Below are 26,156 nucleotides of genomic sequence, written 5' to 3'. Positions count from 1 at the left end.
GGAGAAAGAAATTTAAGGTTTGTTTCTTTTTCATTTCTGGAATTAGGTTTATAATAGGTAAGGCAGGCCATTTGGACTGCATGATCTGTGTATTTGACACAATGTAGACACAGGTGTATGGTATTAAAAGCATTTTAAGAATTATGGAGGAATGTCTCATGGTGACAACGGTGCAGCGTACGTTCCGAAAGGAAGTTCTACATGCATTATATAAAGCCAAAGAAGTCAACCATGCTGTCTTAATAAGCTATTCGAGACAAATTGAGTCTCTTGACCCTCTATCATTTTTCAATTACGGAGCAAAAAAATATACAGGCAATCGATTTTTTTGGTCAGAACCTGAAAGTGAATTGACAATAGTCGGTCTTGGCAAAGAAGCTGTTTTCCATACGAATCAAAAAAACGACGAGCGGTATCGTGAGGTTTTTGAACAATGGGAGCGCTTTAAAAAGACGGCTTTTCATATTTATGAAGAAGAAAAGCTGCAGCACTCTGCAGTGGGACCTGTTTTATTCGGAGGATTTTCCTTCGACCCTTACGAAGAAAGAGGTACTGAATGGGACCATTTCTCGGAAGGGGATTTCTTTGTGCCTTCGCTTATGCTGACGATAACTGCTGAAGGCCCATTCCTGACAGTTAACAGATGGGTAAGCGGAGAAGATGATGCAGAAGCTGTTTTGGAAGGCTTAAAATCTTTTGCAGCGGAATTTATGATCCCTGATTTCAATCAAGAAGATCAGGCTGTGATGACAGCATCTCAGGAGCTGGATAAGTCTGATTGGCTGAAAGCAATCGAAACGGCAACAAGCCAAATTAAAGAGAAACAATATGATAAAGTGGTTCTTGCCAGAGAGCTGCTGCTCACGTTTGATGGTCCGGTCAAAATTGAACCGGTGCTTAAAACGCTTTTGACCGATCAGCAGACAAGCTATGTTTTTGCAATCGAACAAGAAGGCAAAACCTTTGTCGGCGCTTCTCCGGAAAGACTAATCAAAAGAGACGGGAACACTGTCATGTCTACTTGTCTGGCAGGTTCTATAAAGCGCGGCTCCGATGAAGAAGAAGACCGCCGCATCGGCCTTGAATTATTAAACGATGAGAAAAATCTGCTGGAGCATGATATTGTTGTAGGCATGATTCATAACGCTTTTGTATCAAGCTGTTCGGACGTTGAAAAGCCTGACAAACCTGTATTGTACAAAACGAAAAGCGTCCAGCACTTATTTACGCCGATTGTCGGGCAGCTTCGTGATTCGGCTTCGCTATTTGACTTAATAGAGAAATTGCATCCTACTCCGGCGCTTGGGGGAGCACCTCAGAAAAAAGCGGGAGAAGTGATTAGAGAGATCGAACCGATGTCCCGCGGCTGGTATGCGGCTCCTGTCGGCTGGATTGACAGTCAGGATAACGGAGAATTTGCTGTTGCCATCCGTTCAGGGCTGATTGAAGGCAGCACAGCACGCCTGTTTGCCGGGTGCGGCATTGTGGAAGACTCTGAACCGCAATCGGAATACGAAGAAACACAGATGAAATTAAAGCCGATGATCTCTGCACTGGGAGGTGAGAGACGTTGACAGTGAACCCGATTACTCATTACATCGGAAGTTTTATTGATGAATTCGCCCTTTCCGGAATTACGGACGCTGTCGTTTGTCCAGGCTCAAGATCCACACCGCTGGCAATTCTTGCAGCCGCGCATCCGGATATCAACGTCCATATCCAAATTGATGAAAGATCTGCCGGATTTTTTGCATTGGGGCTGGCAAAAGCACAGCAGCGTCCCGTGCTTCTGATTTGCACATCAGGAACGGCCGCGGCCAACTTTTATCCGGCTGTAATTGAAGCCCATTATTCAAGAGTACCGATTATAGTGTTAACTGCTGATCGGCCGCACGAGCTGCGTGAAGTAGGCGCACCGCAGGCCATTAATCAGCACTTCTTATTCGGTAACTTTGTTAAGTTTTTCACAGACTCTGCTCTTCCCGAAGAGTCGCCGCATATGCTGAGATATATCCGAACGCTGGCAGGACGTGCCGCCGGGGAAGCACAAAAGCGTCCAATGGGTCCTGTGCACGTGAATGTACCGCTTCGTGAGCCGCTGATGCCTGATCTTTCTGATCAGCCGTTTGAAAGAATGAGAACTGGGCGTCACGTGTCAGTGAAAACGGGTACGCAATCGGTGGACCGGAACTCTCTGTCTGACGTGGCTGCAATGCTGAAAGAGGCCGAAAAAGGCATGATCGTCTGCGGAGAACTTCACAGTGATGCTGATAAACAAAACATTGTGGAGCTGTCAAAAGCGCTGCATTATCCAATTTTAGCTGACCCGCTGTCTAACCTGCGGAACGGCGTCCATGATAAAAGCACCGTTATTGATGCGTATGACTCATTTTTAAAAGATGATGAGCTGAAGTCAGCACTGCGGCCTGATGTCGTGATCCGTTTCGGACCGATGCCTGTTTCAAAGCCGGTTTTCTTGTGGCTGAAGGATGACCCAGCCATTCAGCAGATTGTGATTGATGAGGATGGCGGCTGGAGAGACCCGACACAGGCAAGCGCACATATGATTCACTGCAGCCCGTCTAGTTTTGCCGAGGCGATCATGGCTGAACATACTGGAGTGGACCGAACTTTGGAATGGCTGGAAAAATGGCAGATTGTGAACCAGCGTTTCCGTGAGCATTTGCAAACGATCAGCAAAGAAGAGGTTTCATTTGAGGGCAACCTCTACCGAATCCTCCAGCATCTTGTGCCCGAAAATAGCTCGCTGTTTGTCGGAAACAGCATGCCAATCAGGGATGTTGATACGTTTTTCGAAAATCAGGACCGCAATTTCCGTATCTATTCAAACCGTGGCGCAAATGGGATTGATGGTGTCGTCTCTTCTGCCATGGGTGTTTGTGAAGGAACAAAAGCGCCTGTGACACTCGTGATCGGGGATTTGTCTTTTTATCATGATTTAAACGGGCTGCTGGCGGCTAAAAAATTGGACATTCCGCTTACTGTGATCCTCGTGAACAATGACGGCGGAGGGATTTTTTCATTTTTACCGCAGGCATCTGAAAAGACACACTTTGAAGATTTGTTCGGCACGCCGACCGGGCTCGATTTCAAGCATGCTGCTGAGCTTTACGGAGGCACGTATTCATGCCCGGCTTCGTGGGATGAATTCAAATCATCATACGCACCGCAGGCTGACAAGCCCGGCCTTCACATTATAGAAATCAAAACGGATCGCCAATCAAGGGTTCAGCTTCATCGTGATATGCTGAATGAGGCTGTGCGGGAAGTGAAAAAACAATGGGAACTGTAAACATAACTGTTGCAGACGGCGTCCGATATGCTGTGACAGACGATCGGCCCAGTGCTTCTGATGCCGTAGTCTGTCTGCACGGGTTTACCGGCAGCAAAGAATCCTGGGCCTTTCTCGACCAGTTGCTGCCTAATTCTCGTGTCATCAAAATTGATTGCTTAGGGCACGGGGAAAGTGATGCCCCGCTGAATGGAAAAAGATATAGCACGAGCCGGCAAGTTTCAGACCTTGCCGAGATATTTGATCATTTAAAACTTCACAAAGTGAAACTTATTGGTTATTCTATGGGGGGAAGGCTTGCTTATTCCTTTGCCATGACATACCCCAAACAGATATCAGCGCTTGTCTTCGAAAGCACGACGCCCGGCCTTAAAACCCTCGGGGAACGGAAAGAACGAATCTTGCGGGATCGGAAGCTTGCGGATTTTATTTTGCGTGACGGGATCAAAGCCTTTGTGGACTATTGGGAAGGCATCCCTTTGTTTTCGACGCAGCAGCGGCTTGCTGATGAGGTTCGGCAAAGGATACGATTGGGCCGTCTGAGAAACAATAACATTGGGCTGGCCAACAGTTTAATCGGTATGGGCACCGGTTCACAGCCTTCCTGGTGGAGCCGGTTAAAAGATGTTGCGGCGCCTGTGCTTCTCATCTGCGGAGAATGGGACGAAAAGTTTTGCGCCATTAATCAAGAGGTGCATAAGAAGCTTCCATCTAGTAGAATAGAGATTGTTCCTGAAGCAGGCCATACAGTGCATGTGGAACAGCCGCATTTTTTTGGTAAAATAGTGAGTGAGTTTTTAACAAATGTATAACTCGGTACATGGAAAAATAGAGGAGGTCATATCATGGCTGTAGAATGGAAAACTGAACGTACATACGATGAAATATTGTATGAAACGTATAATGGTATTGCAAAAATAACAATCAACCGCCCTGAGGTACATAACGCCTTTACACCTAAAACGGTTGCTGAAATGATTGATGCATTTGCTCGCGCGAGAGATGATCAAAACATCGGCGTTATCGTGCTTGCCGGTGCCGGAGACAAAGCGTTTTGTTCTGGCGGAGACCAAAAAGTGCGCGGACACGGCGGTTATGTAGGCGACGACCAAATTCCGCGTTTAAACGTACTGGATCTTCAGCGTTTAATTCGTGTCATTCCGAAACCTGTTGTTGCGATGGTATCCGGATATGCGATTGGCGGAGGACACGTGCTTCACATCGTATGTGACTTGACAATCGCTGCCGACAATGCGATTTTCGGACAAACCGGCCCTAAAGTGGGAAGCTTTGACGCAGGTTACGGTTCAGGCTACCTGGCTCGCATCGTAGGACATAAAAAAGCCCGTGAAATCTGGTACCTTTGCCGTCAGTACAACGCGCAGGAAGCGCTGGATATGGGACTTGTCAACACAGTTGTTCCTTTGGAACAGCTTGAAGAAGAAACGATTAAATGGTGTGAAGAAATGCTTGAGAAAAGCCCGACCGCACTTCGTTTTCTTAAAGCTGCGTTTAACGCGGACACAGACGGACTTGCTGGAATTCAGCAGTTTGCAGGGGATGCAACCCTTCTTTACTACACTACTGATGAAGCGAAAGAAGGCCGTGATTCCTTTAAGGAGAAACGCAAACCGGATTTCGGCCAATTCCCGCGTTTTCCGTGATCAGCAGATACGTATGAAACTAACAGCTTGAGCCATTGCGGTCCAAGCTGTTTTCTCTTTTAAATCAAGTAATTTCACCTCGGAGATGATGACATGCTGACAGAACAGCCCAACTGGCTCCTGCAACGGGCACAGCTAACACCTGATAGAATCGCTCTCATTTATGGAGATCAAACCGTGACATTTGCTGAATTATTTGCCGCATCCAAACGAATGGCGTCACAGCTTTCAGCTCATTCTTTTCGAAAAGGGGACACCGCGGCTCTTCTGCTCGGAAACCGGGCGGAGATGGTATATGCTGTTCACGCTTGCTTTTTGCTCGGCGTAAAAGCGGTCTTGCTGAATACAAAGCTGTCTAAACATGAAAGGCTGTTCCAACTGGAGGATTCCGGCGCCCGCTTTTTACTGACGGACGAAAGTTTTGACATGCAGGATTATGAGCAAATGGTTGAAACCATTAATGTCGATGAACTGGTAAAAGAAGAGGCACAGGATATTGAAATTGAGCCGTACATGCAAATGGACGCAACGGCGACGCTCATGTATACCTCCGGGACAACGGGCAAGCCCAAGGGAGTTCAGCAAACGTTTGGAAATCATTATTTCAGTGCGGTGTCTTCTGCTCTTAATTTGGGTATAACAGAAAAAGACCGCTGGCTTATCGCGCTGCCGCTCTTTCATATCAGCGGACTGTCAGCGTTATTTAAATCTGTGATTTATGGTATGACGGTCGTGCTTCACCAGCGTTTTTCAGTAAGTGATGTATTGGATTCTATCGACAGGCATCAAGTTACGATTATTTCTGCGGTGCAGACAATGCTGGCAAGTCTTTTGGCAGAAACAAACCGCTGCCCGTCATCCATCAGATGCATCCTGCTCGGCGGAGGTCCTGCGCCGCTTCCTTTGCTAGAAGAATGCCGAGAGAAAGACTTCCCCGTTTTTCAATCATATGGAATGACGGAGACATGCTCACAAATCGTTACTCTCTCGCCGGAATTCAGTATGGAAAAGCTCGGATCAGCAGGAAAACCGCTGTTTTCATGCGAAATCAAAATTGAGCGGGACGGAAAAGCGTGTGAGCCGTTTGAACACGGTGAAATTATGGTGAAAGGCCCGAATGTCATGAAGAGCTATTTCAACCGGGAAAGCGCAAATAAAGCATCCTTTCAAAATGGCTGGCTGAAAACAGGCGATCTCGGTTATTTGGACGGTGAAGGATTTTTATATGTATTGGACAGGCGTTCAGATCTTATCATTTCAGGCGGAGAAAATATTTATCCCGCTGAAGTGGAGTCTGTGCTGCTTTCTCATCCGGCTGTTGCAGAAGCCGGCGTTGCAGGCGCGGAGGACATAAAATGGGGAAAAGTGCCTCATGCTTATCTTGTGCTCCAGCAGCCTGTCAGAGCTGAAGAACTGACCGCATTTTGCAAAGAACGATTGGCGAAATATAAAGTTCCGGCAAAATTCTTTGTATTAGACCGCCTGCCGCGCAATGCGTCGAATAAGCTATTGCGAAATCAGCTGAAGGATGCGCGTAAAGGAGAACTGTTATGATCGAAATAGAAAAAATTACGCTTTATCATTTGAGCATGAATCTAAAAAAACCGTTTAAAAACAGTATTGAGACACTTCAGGAGCGCAAATTTTTGATCGTGGAAGCCATCGATATATCCGGAGTTACAGGATGGGGGGAAGTATCTGCGTTCTCCTCACCGTGGTACACCGAGGAAACGATTGGTACTTGTCTGCATATGCTGAAGGATTTTTTTATTCCTAATGTCGTCGGACGTGAATTTAGCCACCCATCTGAAGTGCCGGACAGCTTGGCGCGCTACAAAGGTAATAGGATGGCAAAAGCGGGGCTTGAATCAGCTGTTTGGGATATTTATGCAAAAAAGAAGGGAATTCCTCTTGCGGAGGCATTAGGTGGGACAAGAGACAAAGTCCCTGCCGGGGTTGTTGTCAGCTTAGCGCCTCTTGAGGATATGCTGAAAGAAATTGAGGCTTATCAAAAAGAAGGCTATCAAAGAATTAAAATTAAAATTCAGCCAGGACAAGATGTGGAACTGGTAAAAGCCATCCGCTGCCGCTTCCCTGGCATCCCGCTGATGGCTGATGCGAATTCCTCTTATGAACTCAAGGATATCAGCCGCTTAAAGGAGCTTGATGAATATCATTTAATGATGATTGAACAGCCGCTCCAAGCTGACGATATTGTTGATCACCGCCACTTGCAGAAGCATATGAAAACGGCGATTTGCCTTGATGAAAGCATTTGCTCAGCTGATGACGCGAGACGGGCGATTGAGCTGGGAAGCTGTAAAGTAATTAATATCAAGCCTTCTCGCGTCGGCGGATTGACGGAAGCTCTAAAAATCCATGATCTGTGCAAAGAGCACAATATGCCGGTTTGGTGCGGAGGAATGCTGGAGACTGGCATTTCAAGAGCGCAAAACGTGGCGCTGGCTTCCTTGCCTCAATTTACAATACCGGGCGATATTTCGTCATCTTCAAGGTATTGGGATGAGGATATTGTGACCCCTGATATCCGTATCGATAACGGATTTATTTCTGTGTCGAAACAGCCTGGTTTAGGGGTTGAAGTAAATCAGGAAATAATGAGAAAATATGTGACCAAAATGGATGTTTTCACACAGCATGGATGAGAAAAAGACATTTTATCAATTTGAGAGAATGTGAGTGTGCTGTTATAGTAAAAGCGTTGAATACATCCCTTCTCGTTTAGACCGGCTGCTGAACCAGCCGGTTTTTTTATGTGAAAATGTCTTGACAGAAATGGACAAACGCGATAATTTTGCACTAAGGAAACTTTTTGTCCTGTATAAACAAAACATGCTTATGTCTAATTAAATGTCACATGTCTAAGAAAACACATCATATGATAAAACAACAGGACATCGATGGCAAAGAGGAGGGAGCAAATGAAAAAACGAGGGCTGATAGCGGCATTGATCCTTGCATGCCTTGCGTTATCGGGCTGTGGATCAGAGTCTTCCGGTAAAAGCTTTGATCAGGGACTGCAAGTGACGGCAACGACATCTCAGATTGCGGACGCTGCTGAAAAAATCGGCGGAACGCATGTTAAGGTCACTTCTTTAATGGGACCGGGAGTAGACCCCCATCTTTACAAAGCGTCACAAGGTGATACGAGAAAATTAACATCAGCAGACGTTGTGCTTTACAGCGGCTTGCATCTCGAAGGGAAGATGGAAGACATTCTCCGTAAAATCGGTGAACAAAAACAAGCTGCAGCGGTCGCCGAAGCGATTCCGAAAAGCAAGCTTATTTCTGCGGGGAAAGGGAAGATGTATGACCCTCACGTCTGGTTCAGCATCCCATTATGGATTTACGCAATTGATGAAATCGAAAAGCAATTCAGCAAAGCGATGCCTGAGCATGCAGATGACTTTAAGAAGAACGCAAAAGAGTACAAAGATAATTTGCAAAATTTAGATAAATGGGCGCGTCAGGAGATTGCGAATATTCCGGAGAAAAGCCGTGTCCTTGTAACCGCCCACGATGCGTTTGCGTATTTTGGGAAAGAGTATGGATTTAAAGTAGAAGGCCTGCAGGGACTCAGCACAGATTCAGATTATGGCTTAAAGGATGTACAGGACCTGGTTGAGCTTTTGGCAGAAAAACAAATTAAGGCTGTTTTTGTAGAAAGCAGCGTGTCTGAAAAATCAATTAATGCTGTGGTGGAAGGAGCTAAAGAAAAAGGCCATTCGGTGTCAATCGGCGGTCAGCTCTATTCAGATGCAATGGGTGAAAAGGGGACAAAAGAAGGCACATACGAAGGCATGTTCCGCCATAATATCAACACGATTACGGAAGCGCTTAAATAAGGAATAGAGGTGAAAAAAATGTTTCCTGTTGAGCTGGAAAATGTAACAGTCGCTTATGATAAAAAGCCCGTTCTGCAAGAGATTTCGCTGCAGGTGCCGGAGGGGAAATTAATCGGTATTATCGGCCCAAACGGCGCTGGAAAGTCCACCTTGATCAAAACGATTCTCGGTCTTGTGCCCCGTGCCTCAGGAGACATCTCCATTTACGGCGAAACTTATAAACAACAGCGGACAAGAATCGGATATGTGCCGCAGCGAGGTTCGGTTGATTGGGATTTTCCTACCAGCGCTCTCGATGTCGTGCTGATGGGAAGGTACGGACGAATCGGCCTGCTGAAAAGACCGAAAAAGGCAGATGTGGAAATGGCTGAATCGGCTTTAGAAAAAGTCGGCATGCTCGATTATGCGAAAAGGCAGATCAGCCAGCTGTCAGGGGGCCAGCAGCAGCGGGTATTTCTTGCCCGGGCACTTTGTCAGGACGCCGACATTTACTTTATGGATGAACCGTTTGCCGGCGTGGATGCAGCGACGGAGCGGGCAATTATGACTCTTTTGGCGGAGCTTAAGGATAAAGGCAAAACCGTACTTGTCGTCCACCACGACCTGCAAACCGCCGAAGACTATTTCGATTGGATATTGCTGCTTCATTTAAGGAAAATCGCCTTCGGACCGGCAGAGGACGTGTTTTCGATTGAAAACCTTCAAAAAACGTATGGAGGAAGGCTGACATTTCTAAAAGATAAAGTGCTGGCAGAAGGTAATAAGGGGTGAGCGCATTGATAGAAAGTTTGTGGCTGCAGCTCCAGCATCCGAATACACAGTGGGTGTTGGCTGGGACGCTTTTGCTCGGCGCAGCAAGCGGCGTGTTGGGGAGCTTTGTGCTGCTTAGAAAACAAAGTTTAATCGGAGATGCGATGGCCCATTCTGCCCTGCCGGGTGTGTGTCTCGCTTTTCTGTTCACCGGAGAAAAATCGCTCCCTTTCTTTTTGCTCGGTGCGGCGCTTGCAGGGCTTCTCGGAACGTGGATGATTCAGCTGATACCGCGGCTTTCAAAAACAAAAGAGGACTCGGCAATCGGGATCGTTCTCTCTGTGTTCTTTGGCGTCGGCATTATACTGCTGACATATATTCAGCAGCTGGGCTCGGGAAGCCAAAGCGGACTTGATTCCTTTCTGTTCGGCCAGGCTGCTTCATTAGTCAGACAGGATATCATTCTTATTGCGGGAGTATCCGCCGTTTTATTGCTGCTTTGTACGGTCTTTTTTAAGGAATTTAAAATCATTACCTTTGATATCGCATTTGCAAAGGGATTGGGATTGCCGGTGCGTTTTTTAAACGGACTATTGGCCTGTCTTATTGTCTGCGCTGTTGTGATAGGGCTTCAAACTGTAGGTGTTATCTTAATGGCAGCTATGCTCATTACTCCTGCGATTGCCGCAAGATATTGGACCGAGCGTTTAACGGGCATGATCATAATTGCCGGGATGGCAGGCGGGATGAGCGGCGTGTCCGGAACGTTGCTGAGCACAACAATGGAGGGCATGGCGACAGGGCCTTTGATGATTTTATCGGCGACGATCATTTTTCTTTTTTCAATGATTTGCGCACCTAAGCGGGGATTGGCTGCTAAAGGGATAAGATTAATAAGGCTGCGAAGAAAAACAAACCGGGAGCAGGTGCTTCTAACGATTTTTGAGCAGTATGAACATAGTGAAATATATGTAACAGAGGAAAGTGTACGAAAGAAGAGGCGGCTTTCACCTTCATTATGTCATAAAGTTTTGGAAGATTTGGAAAAAGAGAGGTGCGTTGTGCGGATTGGAAACGGGATTTGGCAAGTGACACAGGCTGGGATAGAAAAAGGTTATCTTACGGCTTTAAAATATCGGATGTATGAAATGTACCTCATGCATGAAATGGATATGGAAAATGCAGATGCGGATCAGGATGATTTTGTGCCGGACCGGTTGCCGGAGGCCACAAGAGATAGACTTCTTTCACTTTTGAAGCTGCATGGCAGGATGCCTGAGCTCCGTCAGCCATACCCTGAAATTGAAAAGGGGAAGATTGCCAATGAGCTTTGAAGCGTGGATTATAGCGACGGGCATACTAGTCGGTGTCAGCTGTGCGTTGATCGGAACTTTTCTTGTATTAAGGAGAATGGCAATGCTGGCCGATGCCATCAGCCATACTGTTTTGCTTGGAATTGTTGGTGCTTTTCTTGTGACAAAAAGCCTGGACGGGATTCCTATGTTCATCGGGGCAGCCGTGTCAGGACTGTTAACAGCATTTTTGGTACAGCTTCTTCACAGCAAAGGGGTTCAATCAGATGCCGCCATAGGAGTTGTTTTTACCTCCTTATTTGCAGTTGGTGTCATTTTGTTATCAGTATATGGAGCGAATGTCCATCTCGATATTGAACATTCGCTAATGGGAGAAATCGCTTTTGTGCCATGGAATACGGTCACGATATTCGGAGTGGACATCGGGCCAAAAGCGTTTTGGATGCTGGTTGCTGTGCTGCTTATCAACATAACGATGGTCAGTGTGTGTTATAAGGAGTTTAAAATTGCTTCGTTTGATCCGCAAATGGCTTTGGCCATCGGGATACCGGTTATGCTGATTCATTACCTCCAGATGGGTATGCTGTCGCTAACGACCGTTGCCTCCTTTGATTCGGTCGGCGCCATATTGGTTGTGGCGATGCTGATTGTACCGCCTGCTGCTGCCCATCTATTAACGGACCGGCTGCTTTATATGCTGATTATCAGCGCGGTCATCGGAGGGCTGTCAGCTCTATTGGGCTATATCTGCGCAACATGGCTCAATGTTTCCATTTCCGGAGCGATGGCGGCAATGACAGGGTTTTTTTATGCTGGTGCCTTTTTATTTTCGCCATCAAACGGAGTGATGACGAAAAAGATGAGAACGCTCAAAGCACAAAAAGAAAGAGCTGTCTAATGCCAGCTCTTTCTTTTCATTTTTATAAATCTTGTGGTTTAAACGTTTTGCAGTCTGTTTCCCGGCTGTTTTCGGCAGTTTCGCCAGTATGGCTGACAACATAAATGGCATCGGCTGTGCATCTGTTGCCTTTGTCCCAATAAGAACAGTTGTTGACCTCGCATAGGATTTTCTGGTCCATGCCATCCCCTCCTTATAAAGGTTCAAGCTTAGTATAGCCGGTGGGCTTGGGCCCTATTCCTCCTGCTGGCGGATATACCGTTTATCCTTCATAAACAGCTTCCAGAAGAAATAGAAGCCCGGGAAGAGGATAATGAATGCAACGATATATGTCATAAACAGCGCTCTGAACGTGGCGGGCTCGGTGAAACCGGACATGATCGTCACGTCAGGATAAATCATATAAGGGAGGTGGGCGCGGCCGTACGCGTAGCTTGCCAGGAAATACTGTATCGCAATCGCGACAAGCGCCAGTCTGGGTTTCCCAATCTTTTTGCCGAAGCTTTTGTTAGGCAGAAAAAGAGCCATGCCTGCGATGATGAATGTAATAAACGACGCAATAATCCAGGAAAAATCATTCATCATTCCAGTATAAAGCCAGTTTGCTTCATTCCGCATCGTTAGCATAATGCATATGGCAAATAGAAGCGATATCGGACCGGTGATTAAGGCGCTTTTTCTGTATGCCGTGTAGGCGTCCTGTTCCTCAGCCACATTCGAAACATCCGCAAGCAGCAGGGAGGATAAAAATAAAGTGCTTAAAATCGCAAACCCTATAAATGAATAGGCGTTTGGGCTTGTCAAAATGGTAGACATATTCAAGCTGTATACCCCGTCTGTTCTTTCGATAAATCCACCATGTGTCACCGGAAGAACCAAAATCAGAACAGCGGGAATAATAAAACCGGAGATGCCGGAAATATATCTGAGCAATTTCCTTTCCTTCGCTGTGTTTGAAAAAACGAGAAAACCGCTTCGGATTGCTAAAAGCAATAAAATAATGCTGCCGGGAATTAATAAAACAGTTCCGAGCACAAACGTTGCACCTGGAAAAAAGCTGAAAAGCGCAACGACGATGGCCACGATAAAGACGTTAGTGACCTCCCAAGTCGGCGACAGAAAGCGATTCGCGATATCAGTCGCCTTCATATGCTCCTTGTTTAAGTAGATCATAGACCAAAATCCCGCTCCAAAATCCATTGTGGCCATGACGGCGTAAATAAACACAAAACCCCAAATAATTGAGATGGCGATCAGAGCGTCCGTTGAAATGTCCATTTGTCGATCTTCCTTCCATTTAGTTTCCTGCTTGCGAAGCTATTAAGACTCCGCCGTATTTAAATCCTCATCCACAGGGTGCTTTTTGAAATAGTAAAGCAGTACATAAACGACAGCTGCGCCCAACACGGCGTAAACGAAGGTGAAAAACAGGAAAAGCACTCCGATCGAGCCTGTCGTCGTGACAACATCTGATGTCTTCAGCAGATGATAGATGACCCACGGCTGTCTCCCCGTACATGCGAAAATCCAGCCAAATTCAATACCAATCATGCTGAGAGGACCGGCTGTCATGAAAATCACCAGCAGCCAGGTTGGAAAACGATCTTTCTTTAATACTTTTCTCCAGACGACACCGATAATGGAATAAAGAATAAGAAGCATTCCGACACCGACCATCGCATTAAATAACGTGTGAATAAAAAGCGGCGGCCATTCGTCTCTCGGAAACGCATTTAATCCTTTTACAACAGTGTCAAAACTGTTGGCTGCCAAAAAGCTTAATGCCCACGGAATCTCGATTGCCCATTTCACTTTTTCCTCCTCCGGATCGGTAAATCCTCCGATTGCAAGCGGGGCATGGGATCTTGTTTCAAAAAGGCCCTCTGCTCCGGCGAGCTTTTCCGGCTGATATTCATGCAGCATTTGTGCTGATTCGTGCCCGTTTAAGGCAGTTATCAATGAAAAGATACCGCCGACCGTCAGCGCGAGCAGCAGGGCTTTCCGGTGAAAGCGATAGACGTTTTCTTTTTTTCTGGACCGGATCATTTTGTATGCGGCAACAGAAGCAACGATAAAGGCTCCTGTCATGAACGCAGACAGAACGACATGGCCGGCGGTTACAAAAAAGCTTGGGTTAAAAAACGCGGCCCACGGATCAACATCAGTTATCTTTCCGTTTGTCATTTTAAATCCGGCTGGTGTTCCTTCAAAGGCATGGACATTCGTGATCAGAATGGCGGACGCCGCGGCCCCGATCAGCACAAAAACAACAGCGATAATCCTCATAACCGGCGATAAACGGTCTGCGGCATATACATAAATCGACATAAAAAGGGCTTCGATAAAAAAAGCGTAGATTTCAATTTGGAATGGCAGCGACATGACCCGGCCGACGACTTCCATAAAACCCGGCCATAAAAGCGCGAGCTGAGTACCGGCAATGGTTCCGGTCGGAATGGCGACCCCCAGCAAAACAGCCTGTGCTTTCGTCCATCTCTTCGCCATGATGGCATAATGGTCATCCTTCGTTTTTTGATAGATCAATTCAGCTATTAAAATCATGAGCGGCAGACCGACTCCCAAGGTTGCGAAAATGATATGAAAGCCCATTGTCGTACCAAAAAGACTCCTAGCCAAAACTAAATCATCCACAATAATAAACCACCTTTCACAAAACGATCTGTATGTAATATGGGTTTATTATTTGCTTCCTCGGTTAGATTATTCTTCCTGTTCTTAAAAGCTTGAGGTTTATGAAGCGAAAGATCGGGAAACATGTAAGGAGATTGACAAAATGTTTGTTAGGTTATAAAATAAAACGTAATTATTACGATTTAATAAGGAGAGATAGACATGAAGGAAGGAATTCATCCAAAGAATCACAAAGTAATATTTCAGGATGTAAACAGCGGATACCGCTTTTTGAGCAGGTCTACCAAAACATCGGAAGAAACAGCGGAGTGGGAAGATGGAAACACATATCCGGTTATTAAAGTAGAGGTAAGCTCAGATACTCATCCGTTTTATACAGGCCGCCAGAAATTCAATGAAAAAGGCGGAAGAGTCGAGCAGTTCAACAAAAGATACAACATGGGAAAATGAGGCAGCCGCAGGGCATGCCTTTTTTTCTGGTCTCAACATCATGCCGGTAGGATGACGAAAGGCAGTGGCTGTGATATATTGGAGAAAAAAGACCGGAAAGGAATACCGCTATGAGTCTTCTCAATGATATTCTTGAATTTAATAAAACTTTTATTGAACATAAAGATTATGAAAAGTATCAAACATCAAAATTCCCAGATAAAAAAATGGCGATTCTTTCTTGCATGGACACTCGTTTGGTTGAATTGCTGCCGCATGCGATGAATATGCGAAATGGTGACATCAAAATTATAAAAAGTGCCGGTGCGCTTGTCACTCACCCGTTCGGAAGCATTATGAGAAGTTTACTGGTAGCAGTGTACGAACTGAACGCCGATGAAGTCTGTGTAATCGGACACCACGATTGCGGCATGAGCAAAATCAGCAGCGAAAGCATGCTCAATAAAATAAAGGAAAGAGGAATACCGGAAGAACGCATCGAAACATTGAAATACTCCGGAGTCGACTTTGATCAATGGTTTAAAAGCTTCGATTCAGTAGAAGCGAGCGTAAAAGACAGCGTGGACGTCATTAAACATCATCCGCTGTTCCCGGAAACTGTGCCTGTCCATGGTTTAGTCATTAATCCTGAGACAGGAAAACTGGATGTTGTCGTAAATGGCTATAACGATTAATCTTTGCGCTTTTTTTCTGGGACGGGGTCGACACCGCCCGGATGAAATGGATGGCATTTTAAAATCCGTATGAGAGTCAGCCATCCGCCTTTAAGGGCGCCGTGTGTTTTAATGGCTTCGATTCCATATTGTGAACAAGTCGGATAAAAGCGGCATGTTGGCGGCGTCAGCGGCGAGATGAATTTTTGGTACCCTCTGATCAGAGCAATAAATATGGTTTTCATGTGTCTTCAGCAACCTTTCTGATGCAAGTATAAGAAAAATAACGCGGTTTGAAAAGTTATTCGATAATTCTTATCGGAAAGGTATGTTATAATAAATATACATTTTAAAAAAAGGGAGAGTGCCATTATGCCTTCAGTAGAAAGTTTTGAACTTGATCATAATGCTGTTGTTGCCCCATACGTAAGACATTGCGGTGTGCATAAAGTAGGAACAGACGGCGTTGTAAATAAATTTGATATTCGTTTTTGCCAGCCGAATAAACAGGCAATGAAGCCTGATACAATCCATACCCTCGAGCATTTGCTTGCGTTTACGATTCGCACTCATGCTGAGAAATATGATCATTTTGATATTATTGATATTTCACCAATGGGCTGCCAAACCGGATACTATCTTGTTGTCAGCGGAGAGCCGACTCCTGCGGAAATCGTTGATCTGCTTGAAGACACAATGAAGGAAGCGGTAGAAATTACCGAAATTCCGGCTGCCAATGAAAAGCAGTGCGGCCAGGCGAAGCTTCATGACCTGGAAGGCGCAAAACGTTTGATGCGTTTCTGGCTGTCACAGGGTAAAGAAGAATTGCTAAAAGTATTTGGCTAAATAGAAAAAAGACCTTTTTGCTTTCGGGCAAAAAGGTCTTTTTTGTGACGTTGCAGATTTTGTATACCATTTGCTGTAAGCGTTTGCTACTATTGAGGTAAACACGAAAAGGGTGATGGAATGAAAAAGATGGTCGCTGCAGTACTTTTTTCTGCTGTTTTTTTATTGAATGGGTGCGGATCAGAGGAGAACAAAGCACATACAGCAGCTGAGACGCCTGAGGTATTAGATGTAAAACTCACCGGGCCGGAAAAAGTGAAGCCGGGAGAGAATGCTGCTTATGAAGCGGCGGTTTCTTACGGAGATGAAGCGGTGACAGATGCTGATGAAGTGGAATTTGAGGTATGGAAAGACGGAGAAAAAAATGACAGCAAGATTTTTAAAGCCAAACAGGAAGATGGCGTATACCGATTGGAGACGGAGTTTAAGGAAGATGGCGTATACACTGTACAATCTCATGTAACTGCAAAAAAACAGCACAGCATGCCAACCTTAAAAGTCGAAGTCGGAGACGCCGATGCTGCCATCAAGAAACCTGAAGAAAATCAATCACACCATCATTGACCTTTTGGATCTGAACCGGGAGCATTTTCTTCTTGAGGAGGGTCAATCGTGTGCTTTACATTATAGGCTTTTACAGTCGTCCAAACGCTTACGAGCAAAACAGCCAGCACAATCAGAATACTTATCGTGATGAGAAGCGTCATGATTCCACCTCCCGTTTTCAATAATTGTAACATAGTGGAAGACATTGTGTCAGACGGGTAAAATAAAGGTTTTAGCGTACGATATGAAGGGTATACACTTCATATAAACAAGGAGGACGATAATATGTCAGAACAATTAATTCAAGCCGTGAACAAACAAGTAGCCAACTGGACAGTCATGTATGTGAAACTACATAATTATCACTGGTATGTAAAAGGAAAAGATTTCTTTACACTTCATGAAAAATTTGAGGAGCTTTATAACGAGACTGCAACTTATATTGATGATTTGGCAGAGCGTCTTTTGGCTTTGAACGGAAAACCGATCGCGACAATGAAAGAATCTTTGGAAACTGCTTCAGTAAAAGAAGCGAACGGGAACGAAACAGCAGAACAAATGGTTCAGAGTGTGTATGATGATTTTACAGTTATCGCGGAAGAACTGAAAAGCGGCATGGACTTAGCCGATGAGGTCGGAGACGAAACAACAGGGGACATGCTTCTTGCAATTCATCAAAATATTGAAAAACATAACTGGATGCTGAAAGCTTACCTTGGATAATAGAAAAGAAAGGCCGGATATCTTGTGAAGATGTCCGGTTTTTGTTTGCTCGCAAAAATAGGCGACAACTAGTCCATTTTTCTGAAAAATCCAATCCGTTCGGCATGCTTTCCATAGAATATGGTAAGGCCGTTTCTGTGAAAGGATGTTGGGATAAATGGATAGAGACTTTGGCATCTTTTCGTTAATTGCAGTCAGCGTTTCAGCAGCGGGGTTTTTCTTCGGAGGTTTTCAGTACTCATTCCTCATATTGCTGTCTCTTATGGCAATTGAATTTATCAGTACGACCTTGAAGGAAACAATTATTCACAAACTGGTGTTAAAGAAGGTTTTTGCCCGTTTTGTCAAAAAATTAGTTACGTTGGCTCTGATCTCTGTCTGCCACTTTTTTGACCAGCTGCTAAATACACAGGGATCGATACGTGACTTGGCCATTATGTTTTATATTCTTTATGAATCTGTGCAAATTGTTGTGACAGCCAGCTCTCTCGGTATACCCGTTCCAGAAATGCTTGTGGATCTATTAGAAACGCTAAAAAATAAATTCAGACGCAAACCGTAACTTTTAACTGTTCGCGGGTCATAATAAAGCCCAGAGCGCCAGTCATTTACACATTTTAACAAGAGATGGGGCCGAAAGCTGTACGAGCTGGTCTAACGTTTCAGATCCGGATGGCGCGCTGGGTTTCCCTTATTTTTTGATAAAAAGCTACCGAAGAAACGTAACTGTGGTATGATGTATGGAAGATAGCTAGGAACGGATTTGAGGGATAAACATGTACGAGTTTAAAGATTATTATCAGAATACTGTTCAGCTCTCCTTTGACAATCAGCCCTTTTCGGACAGCCCGAAGCATGTCTGGGTCATCTGCCGTTTTGGTGACAAATGGCTTTTGACAGAACATGAGGACAGAGGCTTTGAGTTTCCGGGCGGGAAAGTGGAACCGATGGAGTGCGCGGAAGAGGCGGCGCTTCGAGAAGTAAAGGAAGAAACAGGGGCGAGAGTGAAAAGCCTCAAGTATCTCGGACAGTATAAAGTTCTCGGAAAAGAAAAGGTTATTGTGAAAAATATATATTTTGCAGATATAGAGAAGCTTGAAAAGCAAGCCGATTACTTTGAAACGAAAGGACCGGTTCTGTTTCAAGAACTTCCGGAAAACCTGCCCCGTAATAAAAAATTCAGCTTTATTATGAAGGATTCTGTGCTTCCCATCAGTTTGAAAAAGCTGAAAGAAGCGGGATGGATCAATTAAAAACCCGGCTATCTGCCGGGTTTTTTATGTTCTGCCCTTCGTCCATTTCTTTTCTAACAGTTCTACGGCCTGATACATCAGAGTGGCAAATATAGCAATAATCAACAAGCTTAAGAAGACGAGTGTAAAATTGAAGACTTGGAATCCGTAAATAATCATGTATCCTAATCCGACCTTTGAAACAAGAAATTCGCCTACGATGACACCGACCCACGATAAACCGACGTTTACCTTCAATGTTGAAATAATAGCGGGCGAAGATGCGGGAAGAATCGCTTCTTTAAAAATAACCCACTTGTTTGCGCCGAATGTTCTCATTACTTTAATATAGTTCTCATCCACCTCTTGAAAGGCGGTATAAACGACGATGGTTGTAATAATGACGCTAATGACCGCTCCCATCGCGATAATGCTGACAAAGCCGGGACCGAGCGCGACAATCAGAATAGGTCCGAGCGCCACTTTCGGCATAGCATTTAAAATGACCAGATATGGATCTAATATCCTGGCAAGCCGATTGGACCACCATAACAACGCGGCAAGACACGTGCCCAGGAAAGTCCCCAGTAAAAAGCCAAGCACCGTCTCAAATAAAGTAACGCCGATATGCGACAGCAATGAGCCGTCAGCAAGCTTTTCAATCAGTAAGCGCCACACGGCTGACGGCGAGCTGAAGATCAGAGGATCAATCCAGCCCTGTCTGCTTGCGATTTCCCATCCGGAGAAAAAGAGGATAAATATCGCCAGCTGAAAAGAATGCACATTCCATTTCTCTTTTTTCTGTTTGAATTGAAATTGCTCATGAAGCAGATCAATTGTTTCTTTGCTGTTTCTCAAGAGAATTCAGCTCCTTCCATATCGTTTGAAACAGCGTCTGGAAGGATGGCTCCTGACGGGCGTCAAAAGGCATCATCGCAGCCAATTCTCTAGGGATTGTAAAAATTTGATGAATGGTGCCCGGCTGATTAGAAAATAAAAAGATGGTATCACTCATCGCAATCGCTTCCCCTATATCATGAGTGACAAGCACCGCTGTTTTTTGATACTCCTTTAATGTGCGGAAAACGAGGTTTTCCAAAGACAGCTTCGTCTGAAAATCAAGCGCGGAAAATGGCTCATCAAGCAAAAGCAGACTAGGGTTTGGGGCAAGAGTTCTTGCTAGAGCGGCCCGCTGCCTCATCCCGCCTGACAGCTCCTTAGGGTATTTCTTTTCAACATCAACGAGACCCAGCTCCGGCAAAAGACCGAGTGCCGCGGCCTTGTTTTCTTCAGTAAGTGTGTCGGCGATTTTCAAACCGAGGAGCACATTTTCCTCAATGGATTTCCAGGGAAATAAGTAATCCTGCTGAAGCATGTAGCCAATGTTATGTTCTTTTTGATTCGGCTCACGGCCTTCAATCAGAACTCTGCCTTCCGAAGGTTCGATCAGGCCTGCAATTATGGAAAGCAGTGTTGTTTTTCCGCAGCCGCTCGGACCGAGAAAGGAGATGAAATCGCCTTTATCGGCATCGAAATGAATGTCTTGTACGGCCGTCGTTTTTTCTTTCATAGAAAAATAAGTATGGGTTACATGGTCGACATGTAAAAAAGACATAGATGGCGCCTCCTATTTTTCTGAGGTGACTTTTTCGGCGATTTGTTTGTTCACAAGTTCACTGTATGGAATATGCTTTGGCAGTTCACCTGACTGATCCATAATCGTTTGGAGCAGTTCCCATTCTTTTTCGTTGAGAAGCGGGTCTGGAGAATACGAATGTTGTTTTTTGTAGCGTCCGATGGACATTTCGATGACATCTGGATCTGTATCGTCAAATTCATTTTTAATCGCTTCTGTAATGTCCTTTGCTGAGTGTTTACCTATCCACTGCTGCGCTTTATAAATAGCTCTCGTAAATTTGACGGCTGTATCCTCGTGTTTCTTTAAATAGCTTTGTTTTGCCATAAATGTCGTATAAGGAACCTGGCCTGATTCTTCTCCGAACGAAGCAACGATGTGGCCGATGCCTTCTTTCTCAAAGAGTGAAGCAGTTGGCTCAAAAAGCTGGACATAATCACCGGTTCCAGAAGCAAAGGCATTGGATATATTGGCGAAGTCTATGTTTTGGATAAGGTCAATATCCTTATGCGGGTCAATGTGATGTTGATTCAGCACATACTCGCCGACCATTTGCGGCATACCGCCTTTCCTCTGGCCGAGAAACGTCTTCCCTTTCAGCTGGTCCCAGTTGAAATTTTCGGCATCTTCCCTTGCGACAAGGAACGTTCCGTCTGTCTGTGTCAGCTGTGCGAAGTTAATGACAGGGTCTTTAGCTCCTTGCGCTTTGACATAAATGGATGTTTCTGATCCGACAAGCGCAATGTCCGAGCCGTTTGAAAGAAGCGAAGTCATCGTTTTGTCGCCGCCCCAGGTCGTATTGACGTCGACATCAAGGCCTTCATCCTTGAAAAAGCCTTTAGATTCTGCAACATATAAAGGTGCATAAAAAATGGAATGGGTCACTTCGGCTACTTTTACTTTCGTGAGTGTTTCTTCCTGCTTGCAAGCACTCAGGGCAATGATGAGAAACACACTGCAAACGCAGAAACAGCCCAGCCTTAACCATTTGTTCACATGACAACCTCCTTATTTAGCATCAAGTTAATATCCTTTTTTGCTTTACATATCGTATGATGGGTATAAAAATGTGTGAATGCCTAATTCGGCGTGACAGGATTTATTTTTAAAGACAGGAAAGAATAAAGAAAAAGGAGGCGGGCGCATTGATTGTTGAGAAAAGAAGATTTCCGTCGCCGAGCAAGCATGTGCGCTTGTATTCCATCTGCTACCTTTCAAATGGCTTAAAAGTGAAAGGGCTGCTGGCGGAGCCGGCGGCACCTGGGCGATATGACGGATTTTTATATCTGCGCGGCGGCATCAAGAGCGTTGGAATGGTCAGACCGGGCCGAATTATCCAGTTTGCGTCCCAAGGATTTGTTGTATTTGCCCCATTTTACAGGGGGAACCAGGGAGGAGAAGGCAACGAGGATTTTGCAGGAGAAGACAGAGAGGATGCTTTTTCTGCTTTTCGCCTGCTTCAGCAGCATCCTCAAGTAAAAAAGGGCAGAATTCATATCTTCGGTTTCTCCCGAGGCGGCATAATGGGAATGCTTACTGCGATTGAAATGGGACGGCATGCGGCTTCATTCGTTTCGTGGGGAGGCGTCAGTGATATGAATCTTACATATGAGGAGCGGCAGGATTTGCGCAGAATGATGAAAAGAGTAATTGGGGGAACGCCGAAAAAAGTGCCTGACGAATACAAATGGCGAACGCCTTTTGATCAAGTGAACAAAATTGAAGCCCCCGTTTTATTAATTCACGGAGAAAAAGATCAAAACGTTTCCATTCAGCATTCCTATTTATTTGAGGAGAAATTAAAACAGCTGCACAAGCCTGTAGAGACGTGGTATTACAGTACATTCACACATTATTTTCCGCCGAAGGAAAACCGGCGTATTGTGCGGCAGCTCATGCAGTGGATGAAAAACCGCTGACGGTGAAATATGTTATGATATAGAAAAAAGAGAACGAAAGGGGATTTCAATTTGGGAATGCCTGTGGAATTTAATACATTAATTGTGACAAAAGGAAAAGAAGTTCGTATAGATGAAAATATATTCAGATTAGAGAAAGACGGGTATCGCATTTATCCGATGGAGATTCCGATGGATGTGAGCAAAACAAAGTTTGGTGAAAAGTCAGGCACAGCTGAAGTGCAGAAGCTTGAATGGACAGACGGGCGGACAATCATTACGTACAAGCTGACTTCCTTGCATACAGTCAATTAAAACAAGCCAAGAGCTGAATTGCTCTTGGCTTTTGCTTTTTAAACGAGTGGCCCGCCTGCTTGCGCAATGGCATCTGTATTTGTGAACTTTTTGAAGTTTTCTTTGAATTCGTTTGCCAGATACGCAGCCTTTTCTCTGTATTCCTCTTTGTTATTCCACGTGTTTTCCGGCAGAAGGATGTGATCGGGAACACCTGGAACATGAACCGGGATGTGCAGGCCGAAAATATCGTCAGTGGTCATTTGTACATTTTCTAATTTGCCTTCAATCGCTGCTTTTACCATCGCCCGTGTGTATGAAAGCTTCATGCGTTCCCCTGTGCCATAGCCGCCGCCGGTCCAGCCTGTGTTGACAAGGTAAACGTCTGCGCCGTGTTCGTCGATCTTTTTGCCGAGCATTTCCGCATATACATGAGCCGGGAGCGGAAGGAACGGTGAACCGAAGCATGTGGAGAATGTCGTCTCAGGAGACGTGACGCCGCGTTCGGTTCCGGCTAGTTTACTCGTATAACCGCTTAAGAAGTGGTACATAGCCTGCTCCTTCGTCAGCTTGCTGATTGGCGGCAGAACGCCGAATGCATCAGCCGTCAAAAATACAATCGCTGACGGGTGGCCCGCAATGCTTGGAGACACAATGTTGTCGATCATATGAATCGGGTAAGCGGCACGTGTGTTTTCTGTATAGAAGGAATCATCGTAATTGGCTACACGCGTATCTTCATCTACAACAACATTTTCGAGAACGGATCCAAACCGAATCGCTTTAAAAATCTGCGGTTCCTTTTCTTCGCTTAAATGAATGCACTTGGCATAGCATCCGCCTTCGATATTGAAGACACCAGTATCCGACCAGCCGTGTTCATCATCACCGATCAGTTTCCGGTCAGCATCCGCCGAAAGGGTGGTCTTTCCTGTTCCCGACAGGCCGAAGAAAAGCGCGACATCGCCTTTTTCACCGACATTAGCGGAGCAATGCATGGATAAAATATCTCGCTCAGGCAGCAGGAAATTCATGATGGAGAAAATCGATTTTTTCATTTCTCCGGCATACTCCGTTCCGCCGATTAAAATCGTCCGCTTTTCGAAAGAAACAATAATAAAGGTTTCTGAATGTGTGCCGTCTGTTTTTGGGTCCGCTTTGAAATGCGGAGCGGAAAGAATGGTAAACGGCTGTTCGACTGTTTTTTTATCATTGTCTTCAGGACGGATAAACAGCTGTCTGGCAAATAAATTGTGCCATGCAAATTCATTAACGACCGTGATCGGCAGTCTGTATTTTTCATCAGCACCGGCAAATCCTTCAAAAACAAACAGCTCATCTCGTTGTTTCAGATAGCTGACAACTTTCGTGTACAGCCGGTCAAATGCTTCCTCGGAAATAGGCTGATTCACCGGACCCCAATCGACCTTACTCTTTGTGCTTGCTTCTTCTACAATGAATTTATCTTTCGGCGAACGTCCAGTGTAAGCGCCTGTGGTCGCCCGGACAGCACCCGTGGATGTCAAAATGCCTTCGTTACGGGAAAGTACTTTTTCTGTAAGCTGAGCTGCAGATAAATTATGCTGCACATTAGGACTTGTTAATAAGGCTTGCAAATCAGCGGTTAAATCAACTGAGTTCATAAGAAACCTTCCTTTATCATTTTATTTGTGTTTTGCTAATTGTGAATTAGTATAACATATATTTTCAAATAGTCTATACTATTTATCGTTTTTTGTGTGTGCACTTCCATTGTTTTCCGCAATAAAGGCGTCTATTTCTCCTGATTCATATTGACATTGCAAACCCTTTTACGATAAGATATTTCATTGAGCGGATACTCTTATCCCGAGCTGGCGGAGGGACAGGCCCTATGAAGCCCAGCAACCGGTTTCTCTATTATTCATTATGTTCAAACTGCGTGAGACAACCAAGGTGCTAACCTGATGCAAGGTTGAATGATTCCTTGAGCGATAAGAGTGAAAGGCACAAAGACCAAACCCTTTCCTCGAACGGAAAAGGTTTTTTTATTTCATAAATATGCCAATTAACATCTCTAATATAAACGTAACATTGTATAAGAGGGAGCGAGTTCCGTATCATATATATAAGGTCTTTCGGGAGGCCTTGTGCAGGAGGAAGCAAATCATGAGTAAAAATCGTCGTTTATTTACATCAGAATCTGTTACGGAAGGGCATCCGGATAAAATCTGTGACCAGATTTCTGACAGCATCTTAGATGAAATTTTAAAGAAAGACCCTAACGCGCGTGTTGCTTGTGAAACGTCTGTGACAACTGGTTTGGTTCTTGTCAGCGGAGAAATCACAACTTCTACGTATGTTGATATTCCAAAAACGGTTCGTGAAACGATTAAAGAAATCGGATACACACGTGCAAAATACGGATTTGATGCGGAAACATGTGCGGTCCTGACATCAATTGACGAGCAGTCTGCTGATATTGCAATGGGTGTAGACCAAGCGCTTGAAGCCCGTGAAGGCACAATGAGCGACGAAGAAATCGAAGCAATCGGAGCGGGTGACCAAGGTTTAATGTTCGGTTATGCGTGCAACGAAACGAAAGAGCTTATGCCTCTTCCGATTTCACTTGCTCATAAACTAGCCCGCCGCTTGAGTGAAGTGCGTAAAGAAGATGTTCTTCCTTACCTTCGCCCTGACGGCAAAACACAGGTAACGGTTGAGTATGATGAAAATAACAAACCTGTCCGCATTGACGCGATTGTTATTTCAACTCAGCACCATCCTGAAATTACGCTTGAGCAAATTCAGCGCAACATTAAAGAACATGTCATCAATCCGGTTGTTCCTGAAGAATTAATTGATGAAGAAACAAAATACTTCATTAACCCTACAGGCCGATTCGTCATTGGAGGACCTCAAGGGGATGCGGGGCTTACAGGACGTAAAATTATCGTTGATACGTACGGCGGCTACGCACGTCACGGCGGCGGCGCGTTCTCTGGTAAAGATGCGACGAAAGTAGACCGTTCAGCTGCTTATGCTGCAAGATACGTTGCGAAAAACATCGTTGCGGCTGAGCTTGCAGATTCATGCGAAGTGCAGCTTGCATACGCGATCGGTGTTGCACAGCCTGTGTCCATCTCAATCAATACATTTGGTTCCGGAAAAGCTTCAGAGGAAAAACTGATTGAAGTTGTTCGCAATAACTTTGATTTACGACCTGCCGGCATTATCAAAATGCTTGATTTACGCCGTCCGATCTACAAACAGACTGCTGCGTACGGCCACTTTGGACGCCACGATGTTGACCTTCCGTGGGAGCGTACAGACAAAGCGGAACAGCTGCGTAAAGAAGCGTTAGGAGAATAATTTTATAGCCGCTTACTGGTTAAGCGGCTTTCCCTTTTTTATCGATGTATCCATGTTTATTTTTTTACATA

At 45.1% G+C, this 26,156-nt stretch carries 29 protein-coding genes and 1 riboswitch; of the genes, 20 read left to right on the top strand and 9 right to left on the bottom strand.

Going from position 1 to position 26,156, the window contains the following annotated elements; translation table 11 throughout:
- Nucleotides 1-158 precede the first annotated feature (158 nt).
- From NST56_RS16415 to NST56_RS16370, 10 genes are all read left to right on the top strand, one after another.
- Nucleotides 159-1,574, top strand: a complete 1,416-nt coding sequence (locus NST56_RS16415; protein ID WP_339177822.1) for an isochorismate synthase MenF — start codon at nt 159-161, stop codon at nt 1,572-1,574.
- Nucleotides 1,571-3,313, top strand: coding sequence for a 2-succinyl-5-enolpyruvyl-6-hydroxy-3-cyclohexene-1-carboxylic-acid synthase (gene menD, locus NST56_RS16410; protein ID WP_339177820.1), 1,743 nt, complete (start codon nt 1,571-1,573; stop codon nt 3,311-3,313). Before NST56_RS16415 ends, menD begins: the two co-directional genes overlap by 4 nt.
- Nucleotides 3,301-4,125: a 2-succinyl-6-hydroxy-2,4-cyclohexadiene-1-carboxylate synthase gene (gene menH, locus NST56_RS16405; RefSeq protein ID WP_339177818.1), complete on the top strand. Its 825-nt coding sequence runs from the start codon at nt 3,301-3,303 to the stop codon at nt 4,123-4,125. Before menD ends, menH begins: the two co-directional genes overlap by 13 nt.
- Nucleotides 4,126-4,158: 33 nt before the next feature.
- Entirely contained in the window at nt 4,159-4,977 is an 819-nt protein-coding gene (menB, locus tag NST56_RS16400; RefSeq protein ID WP_010331603.1) for a 1,4-dihydroxy-2-naphthoyl-CoA synthase, read from the top strand.
- A gap of 93 nt (nt 4,978-5,070) precedes the next feature.
- Nucleotides 5,071-6,531, top strand: coding sequence for an o-succinylbenzoate--CoA ligase (locus NST56_RS16395; RefSeq protein ID WP_268445259.1), 1,461 nt, complete (start codon nt 5,071-5,073; stop codon nt 6,529-6,531).
- Nucleotides 6,528-7,643, top strand: a complete 1,116-nt coding sequence (menC, locus tag NST56_RS16390; protein ID WP_326218200.1) for an o-succinylbenzoate synthase — start codon at nt 6,528-6,530, stop codon at nt 7,641-7,643. The genes NST56_RS16395 and menC overlap by 4 nt, the downstream gene beginning before the upstream one ends.
- A gap of 276 nt (nt 7,644-7,919) precedes the next feature.
- Nucleotides 7,920-8,843, top strand: a complete 924-nt coding sequence (locus NST56_RS16385) for a zinc ABC transporter substrate-binding protein (RefSeq protein WP_229146398.1) — start codon at nt 7,920-7,922, stop codon at nt 8,841-8,843.
- A gap of 18 nt (nt 8,844-8,861) precedes the next feature.
- The gene (locus NST56_RS16380; protein WP_010331599.1) at nt 8,862-9,614 is read left to right on the top strand and encodes a metal ABC transporter ATP-binding protein; all 753 of its coding nucleotides are present in this window, start codon (nt 8,862-8,864) and stop codon (nt 9,612-9,614) included.
- 5 nt (nt 9,615-9,619) lie between these two features.
- Nucleotides 9,620-10,927, top strand: coding sequence for a metal ABC transporter permease (locus tag NST56_RS16375; RefSeq protein WP_326332241.1), 1,308 nt, complete (start codon nt 9,620-9,622; stop codon nt 10,925-10,927).
- Nucleotides 10,917-11,804 (top strand): metal ABC transporter permease, encoded by an 888-nt coding sequence (locus NST56_RS16370; RefSeq protein WP_339177811.1) that lies wholly within the window; start codon nt 10,917-10,919, stop codon nt 11,802-11,804. Before NST56_RS16375 ends, NST56_RS16370 begins: the two co-directional genes overlap by 11 nt.
- A gap of 22 nt (nt 11,805-11,826) precedes the next feature.
- On the opposite strand, the gene NST56_RS16365 is transcribed toward NST56_RS16370, so the two are convergent.
- Genes NST56_RS16365 through NST56_RS16355 form a run of 3 tightly spaced genes read right to left on the bottom strand, consistent with a single transcriptional unit; the run spans nt 11,827 to nt 14,456 of the window.
- Nucleotides 11,827-11,985, bottom strand: a complete 159-nt coding sequence (locus tag NST56_RS16365) for a DUF1540 domain-containing protein (RefSeq protein WP_010331596.1) — start codon at nt 11,983-11,985, stop codon at nt 11,827-11,829.
- 53 nt (nt 11,986-12,038) lie between these two features.
- Complete coding sequence (locus NST56_RS16360) at nt 12,039-13,082, bottom strand: cytochrome d ubiquinol oxidase subunit II (protein ID WP_339177809.1); 1,044 nt, start codon at nt 13,080-13,082, stop codon at nt 12,039-12,041.
- A gap of 42 nt (nt 13,083-13,124) precedes the next feature.
- Nucleotides 13,125-14,456 carry a cytochrome ubiquinol oxidase subunit I gene (locus NST56_RS16355; RefSeq protein WP_010331594.1) on the bottom strand — a complete coding sequence of 444 codons (1,332 nt, stop codon included), beginning with the start codon at nt 14,454-14,456 and terminating at the stop codon, nt 13,125-13,127.
- 201 nt (nt 14,457-14,657) lie between these two features.
- Here NST56_RS16355 and NST56_RS16350 point away from each other — a divergent pair, with 201 nt between their 5' ends.
- Entirely contained in the window at nt 14,658-14,906 is a 249-nt protein-coding gene (locus NST56_RS16350; protein ID WP_010331593.1) for a type B 50S ribosomal protein L31, read from the top strand.
- A 110-nt stretch (nt 14,907-15,016) separates the two neighbouring features.
- Complete coding sequence (locus NST56_RS16345; RefSeq protein ID WP_010331592.1) at nt 15,017-15,580, top strand: carbonic anhydrase; 564 nt, start codon at nt 15,017-15,019, stop codon at nt 15,578-15,580.
- Here NST56_RS16345 and yidD read toward each other — a convergent pair.
- Nucleotides 15,577-15,804, bottom strand: coding sequence for a membrane protein insertion efficiency factor YidD (gene yidD / locus NST56_RS16340; RefSeq protein ID WP_010331591.1), 228 nt, complete (start codon nt 15,802-15,804; stop codon nt 15,577-15,579). The two genes, NST56_RS16345 and yidD, sit on opposite strands and share 4 nt — an antisense overlap.
- 127 nt (nt 15,805-15,931) lie before the next feature.
- Between yidD and NST56_RS16335 the strand changes: the two genes are divergently transcribed.
- Nucleotides 15,932-16,405, top strand: a complete 474-nt coding sequence (locus NST56_RS16335; RefSeq protein WP_339177806.1) for an S-ribosylhomocysteine lyase — start codon at nt 15,932-15,934, stop codon at nt 16,403-16,405.
- 120 nt (nt 16,406-16,525) lie between these two features.
- A complete protein-coding gene (locus tag NST56_RS16330; protein ID WP_339177805.1) occupies nt 16,526-16,969 on the top strand; it encodes a FixH family protein in 444 nt (147 codons plus the stop codon).
- On the opposite strand, the gene ytzI is transcribed toward NST56_RS16330, so the two are convergent.
- Nucleotides 16,963-17,112 (bottom strand): YtzI protein, encoded by a 150-nt coding sequence (ytzI, locus tag NST56_RS16325; protein WP_326157631.1) that lies wholly within the window; start codon nt 17,110-17,112, stop codon nt 16,963-16,965. The two genes, NST56_RS16330 and ytzI, sit on opposite strands and share 7 nt — an antisense overlap.
- Nucleotides 17,113-17,236: 124 nt before the next feature.
- Between ytzI and NST56_RS16320 the strand changes: the two genes are divergently transcribed.
- The 3 genes from NST56_RS16320 (at nt 17,237) to ytkD (ending at nt 18,927) form a co-directional block, all read left to right on the top strand.
- The gene (locus tag NST56_RS16320; protein ID WP_010331587.1) at nt 17,237-17,674 is read left to right on the top strand and encodes a Dps family protein; all 438 of its coding nucleotides are present in this window, start codon (nt 17,237-17,239) and stop codon (nt 17,672-17,674) included.
- A gap of 157 nt (nt 17,675-17,831) precedes the next feature.
- A complete protein-coding gene (locus NST56_RS16315) occupies nt 17,832-18,236 on the top strand; it encodes a holin family protein (RefSeq protein WP_010331586.1) in 405 nt (134 codons plus the stop codon).
- 214 nt (nt 18,237-18,450) lie between these two features.
- Nucleotides 18,451-18,927, top strand: a complete 477-nt coding sequence (gene ytkD / locus NST56_RS16310; RefSeq protein WP_168748590.1) for an RNA deprotection pyrophosphohydrolase — start codon at nt 18,451-18,453, stop codon at nt 18,925-18,927.
- A 24-nt stretch (nt 18,928-18,951) separates the two neighbouring features.
- Here the strand turns inward: ytkD and NST56_RS16305 are convergent, their stop codons facing one another.
- Genes NST56_RS16305 through NST56_RS16295 form a run of 3 tightly spaced genes read right to left on the bottom strand, consistent with a single transcriptional unit; the run spans nt 18,952 to nt 21,538 of the window.
- Nucleotides 18,952-19,764: an ABC transporter permease gene (locus NST56_RS16305; RefSeq protein WP_339177800.1), complete on the bottom strand. Its 813-nt coding sequence runs from the start codon at nt 19,762-19,764 to the stop codon at nt 18,952-18,954.
- The gene (locus NST56_RS16300) at nt 19,739-20,521 is read right to left on the bottom strand and encodes an ABC transporter ATP-binding protein (protein WP_010331583.1); all 783 of its coding nucleotides are present in this window, start codon (nt 20,519-20,521) and stop codon (nt 19,739-19,741) included. The genes NST56_RS16305 and NST56_RS16300 overlap by 26 nt, the downstream gene beginning before the upstream one ends.
- A gap of 12 nt (nt 20,522-20,533) precedes the next feature.
- The gene (locus NST56_RS16295; protein ID WP_339177797.1) at nt 20,534-21,538 is read right to left on the bottom strand and encodes an ABC transporter substrate-binding protein; all 1,005 of its coding nucleotides are present in this window, start codon (nt 21,536-21,538) and stop codon (nt 20,534-20,536) included.
- A gap of 149 nt (nt 21,539-21,687) precedes the next feature.
- On the opposite strand from NST56_RS16295, the gene NST56_RS16290 reads away from it, so the two are divergent.
- Nucleotides 21,688-22,461 carry a prolyl oligopeptidase family serine peptidase gene (locus NST56_RS16290; protein WP_339177794.1) on the top strand — a complete coding sequence of 258 codons (774 nt, stop codon included), beginning with the start codon at nt 21,688-21,690 and terminating at the stop codon, nt 22,459-22,461.
- A 51-nt stretch (nt 22,462-22,512) separates the two neighbouring features.
- Entirely contained in the window at nt 22,513-22,755 is a 243-nt protein-coding gene (locus NST56_RS16285; protein ID WP_024122585.1) for a DUF2584 domain-containing protein, read from the top strand.
- Between the two features lie 38 nt (nt 22,756-22,793).
- Here NST56_RS16285 and pckA read toward each other — a convergent pair whose 3' ends face one another.
- A complete protein-coding gene (gene pckA / locus NST56_RS16280) occupies nt 22,794-24,377 on the bottom strand; it encodes a phosphoenolpyruvate carboxykinase (ATP) (RefSeq protein WP_339177791.1) in 1,584 nt (527 codons plus the stop codon).
- Between the two features lie 197 nt (nt 24,378-24,574).
- Nucleotides 24,575-24,714: riboswitch (SAM riboswitch) on the top strand.
- A gap of 168 nt (nt 24,715-24,882) precedes the next feature.
- On the opposite strand from pckA, the gene metK reads away from it, so the two are divergent.
- A complete protein-coding gene (gene metK, locus NST56_RS16275; protein WP_010331578.1) occupies nt 24,883-26,085 on the top strand; it encodes a methionine adenosyltransferase in 1,203 nt (400 codons plus the stop codon).
- Nucleotides 26,086-26,156 lie beyond the last annotated feature (71 nt).

This window comes from Bacillus sp. FSL R5-0560, assembly GCF_037966305.1.
In the GTDB taxonomy this organism is placed as follows: Bacteria; Bacillota; Bacilli; order Bacillales; family Bacillaceae; genus Bacillus; species Bacillus mojavensis.
Note: the sequence above shows the minus strand (reverse complement) of the source record. Positions and strands in the feature narration are given on the sequence as shown.

Excerpts from the sequence above, each read along its gene's own strand:
- NST56_RS16415 (WP_339177822.1), top strand. The coding sequence starts at position 159 with ATGGTGACAACGGTGCAGCGTACGTTCCGAAAGGAAGTTCTACATGCA.
- menH (WP_339177818.1), top strand. The coding sequence starts at position 3,301 with ATGGGAACTGTAAACATAACTGTTGCAGACGGCGTCCGATATGCTGTG.
- menB (WP_010331603.1), top strand. The coding sequence starts at position 4,159 with ATGGCTGTAGAATGGAAAACTGAACGTACATACGATGAAATATTGTAT.
- NST56_RS16395 (WP_268445259.1), top strand. The coding sequence starts at position 5,071 with ATGCTGACAGAACAGCCCAACTGGCTCCTGCAACGGGCACAGCTAACA.
- menC (WP_326218200.1), top strand. The coding sequence starts at position 6,528 with ATGATCGAAATAGAAAAAATTACGCTTTATCATTTGAGCATGAATCTA.
- NST56_RS16385 (WP_229146398.1), top strand. The coding sequence starts at position 7,920 with ATGAAAAAACGAGGGCTGATAGCGGCATTGATCCTTGCATGCCTTGCG.
- NST56_RS16380 (WP_010331599.1), top strand. The coding sequence starts at position 8,862 with ATGTTTCCTGTTGAGCTGGAAAATGTAACAGTCGCTTATGATAAAAAG.
- NST56_RS16370 (WP_339177811.1), top strand. The coding sequence starts at position 10,917 with ATGAGCTTTGAAGCGTGGATTATAGCGACGGGCATACTAGTCGGTGTC.
- NST56_RS16365 (WP_010331596.1), bottom strand. The coding sequence starts at position 11,985 with ATGGACCAGAAAATCCTATGCGAGGTCAACAACTGTTCTTATTGGGAC.
- NST56_RS16360 (WP_339177809.1), bottom strand. The coding sequence starts at position 13,082 with ATGGACATTTCAACGGACGCTCTGATCGCCATCTCAATTATTTGGGGT.
- NST56_RS16350 (WP_010331593.1), top strand. The coding sequence starts at position 14,658 with ATGAAGGAAGGAATTCATCCAAAGAATCACAAAGTAATATTTCAGGAT.
- NST56_RS16345 (WP_010331592.1), top strand. The coding sequence starts at position 15,017 with ATGAGTCTTCTCAATGATATTCTTGAATTTAATAAAACTTTTATTGAA.
- yidD (WP_010331591.1), bottom strand. The coding sequence starts at position 15,804 with ATGAAAACCATATTTATTGCTCTGATCAGAGGGTACCAAAAATTCATC.
- NST56_RS16335 (WP_339177806.1), top strand. The coding sequence starts at position 15,932 with ATGCCTTCAGTAGAAAGTTTTGAACTTGATCATAATGCTGTTGTTGCC.
- NST56_RS16330 (WP_339177805.1), top strand. The coding sequence starts at position 16,526 with ATGAAAAAGATGGTCGCTGCAGTACTTTTTTCTGCTGTTTTTTTATTG.
- ytzI (WP_326157631.1), bottom strand. The coding sequence starts at position 17,112 with ATGACGCTTCTCATCACGATAAGTATTCTGATTGTGCTGGCTGTTTTG.
- NST56_RS16320 (WP_010331587.1), top strand. The coding sequence starts at position 17,237 with ATGTCAGAACAATTAATTCAAGCCGTGAACAAACAAGTAGCCAACTGG.
- NST56_RS16315 (WP_010331586.1), top strand. The coding sequence starts at position 17,832 with ATGGATAGAGACTTTGGCATCTTTTCGTTAATTGCAGTCAGCGTTTCA.
- ytkD (WP_168748590.1), top strand. The coding sequence starts at position 18,451 with ATGTACGAGTTTAAAGATTATTATCAGAATACTGTTCAGCTCTCCTTT.
- NST56_RS16300 (WP_010331583.1), bottom strand. The coding sequence starts at position 20,521 with ATGTCTTTTTTACATGTCGACCATGTAACCCATACTTATTTTTCTATG.
- pckA (WP_339177791.1), bottom strand. The coding sequence starts at position 24,377 with ATGAACTCAGTTGATTTAACCGCTGATTTGCAAGCCTTATTAACAAGT.
- metK (WP_010331578.1), top strand. The coding sequence starts at position 24,883 with ATGAGTAAAAATCGTCGTTTATTTACATCAGAATCTGTTACGGAAGGG.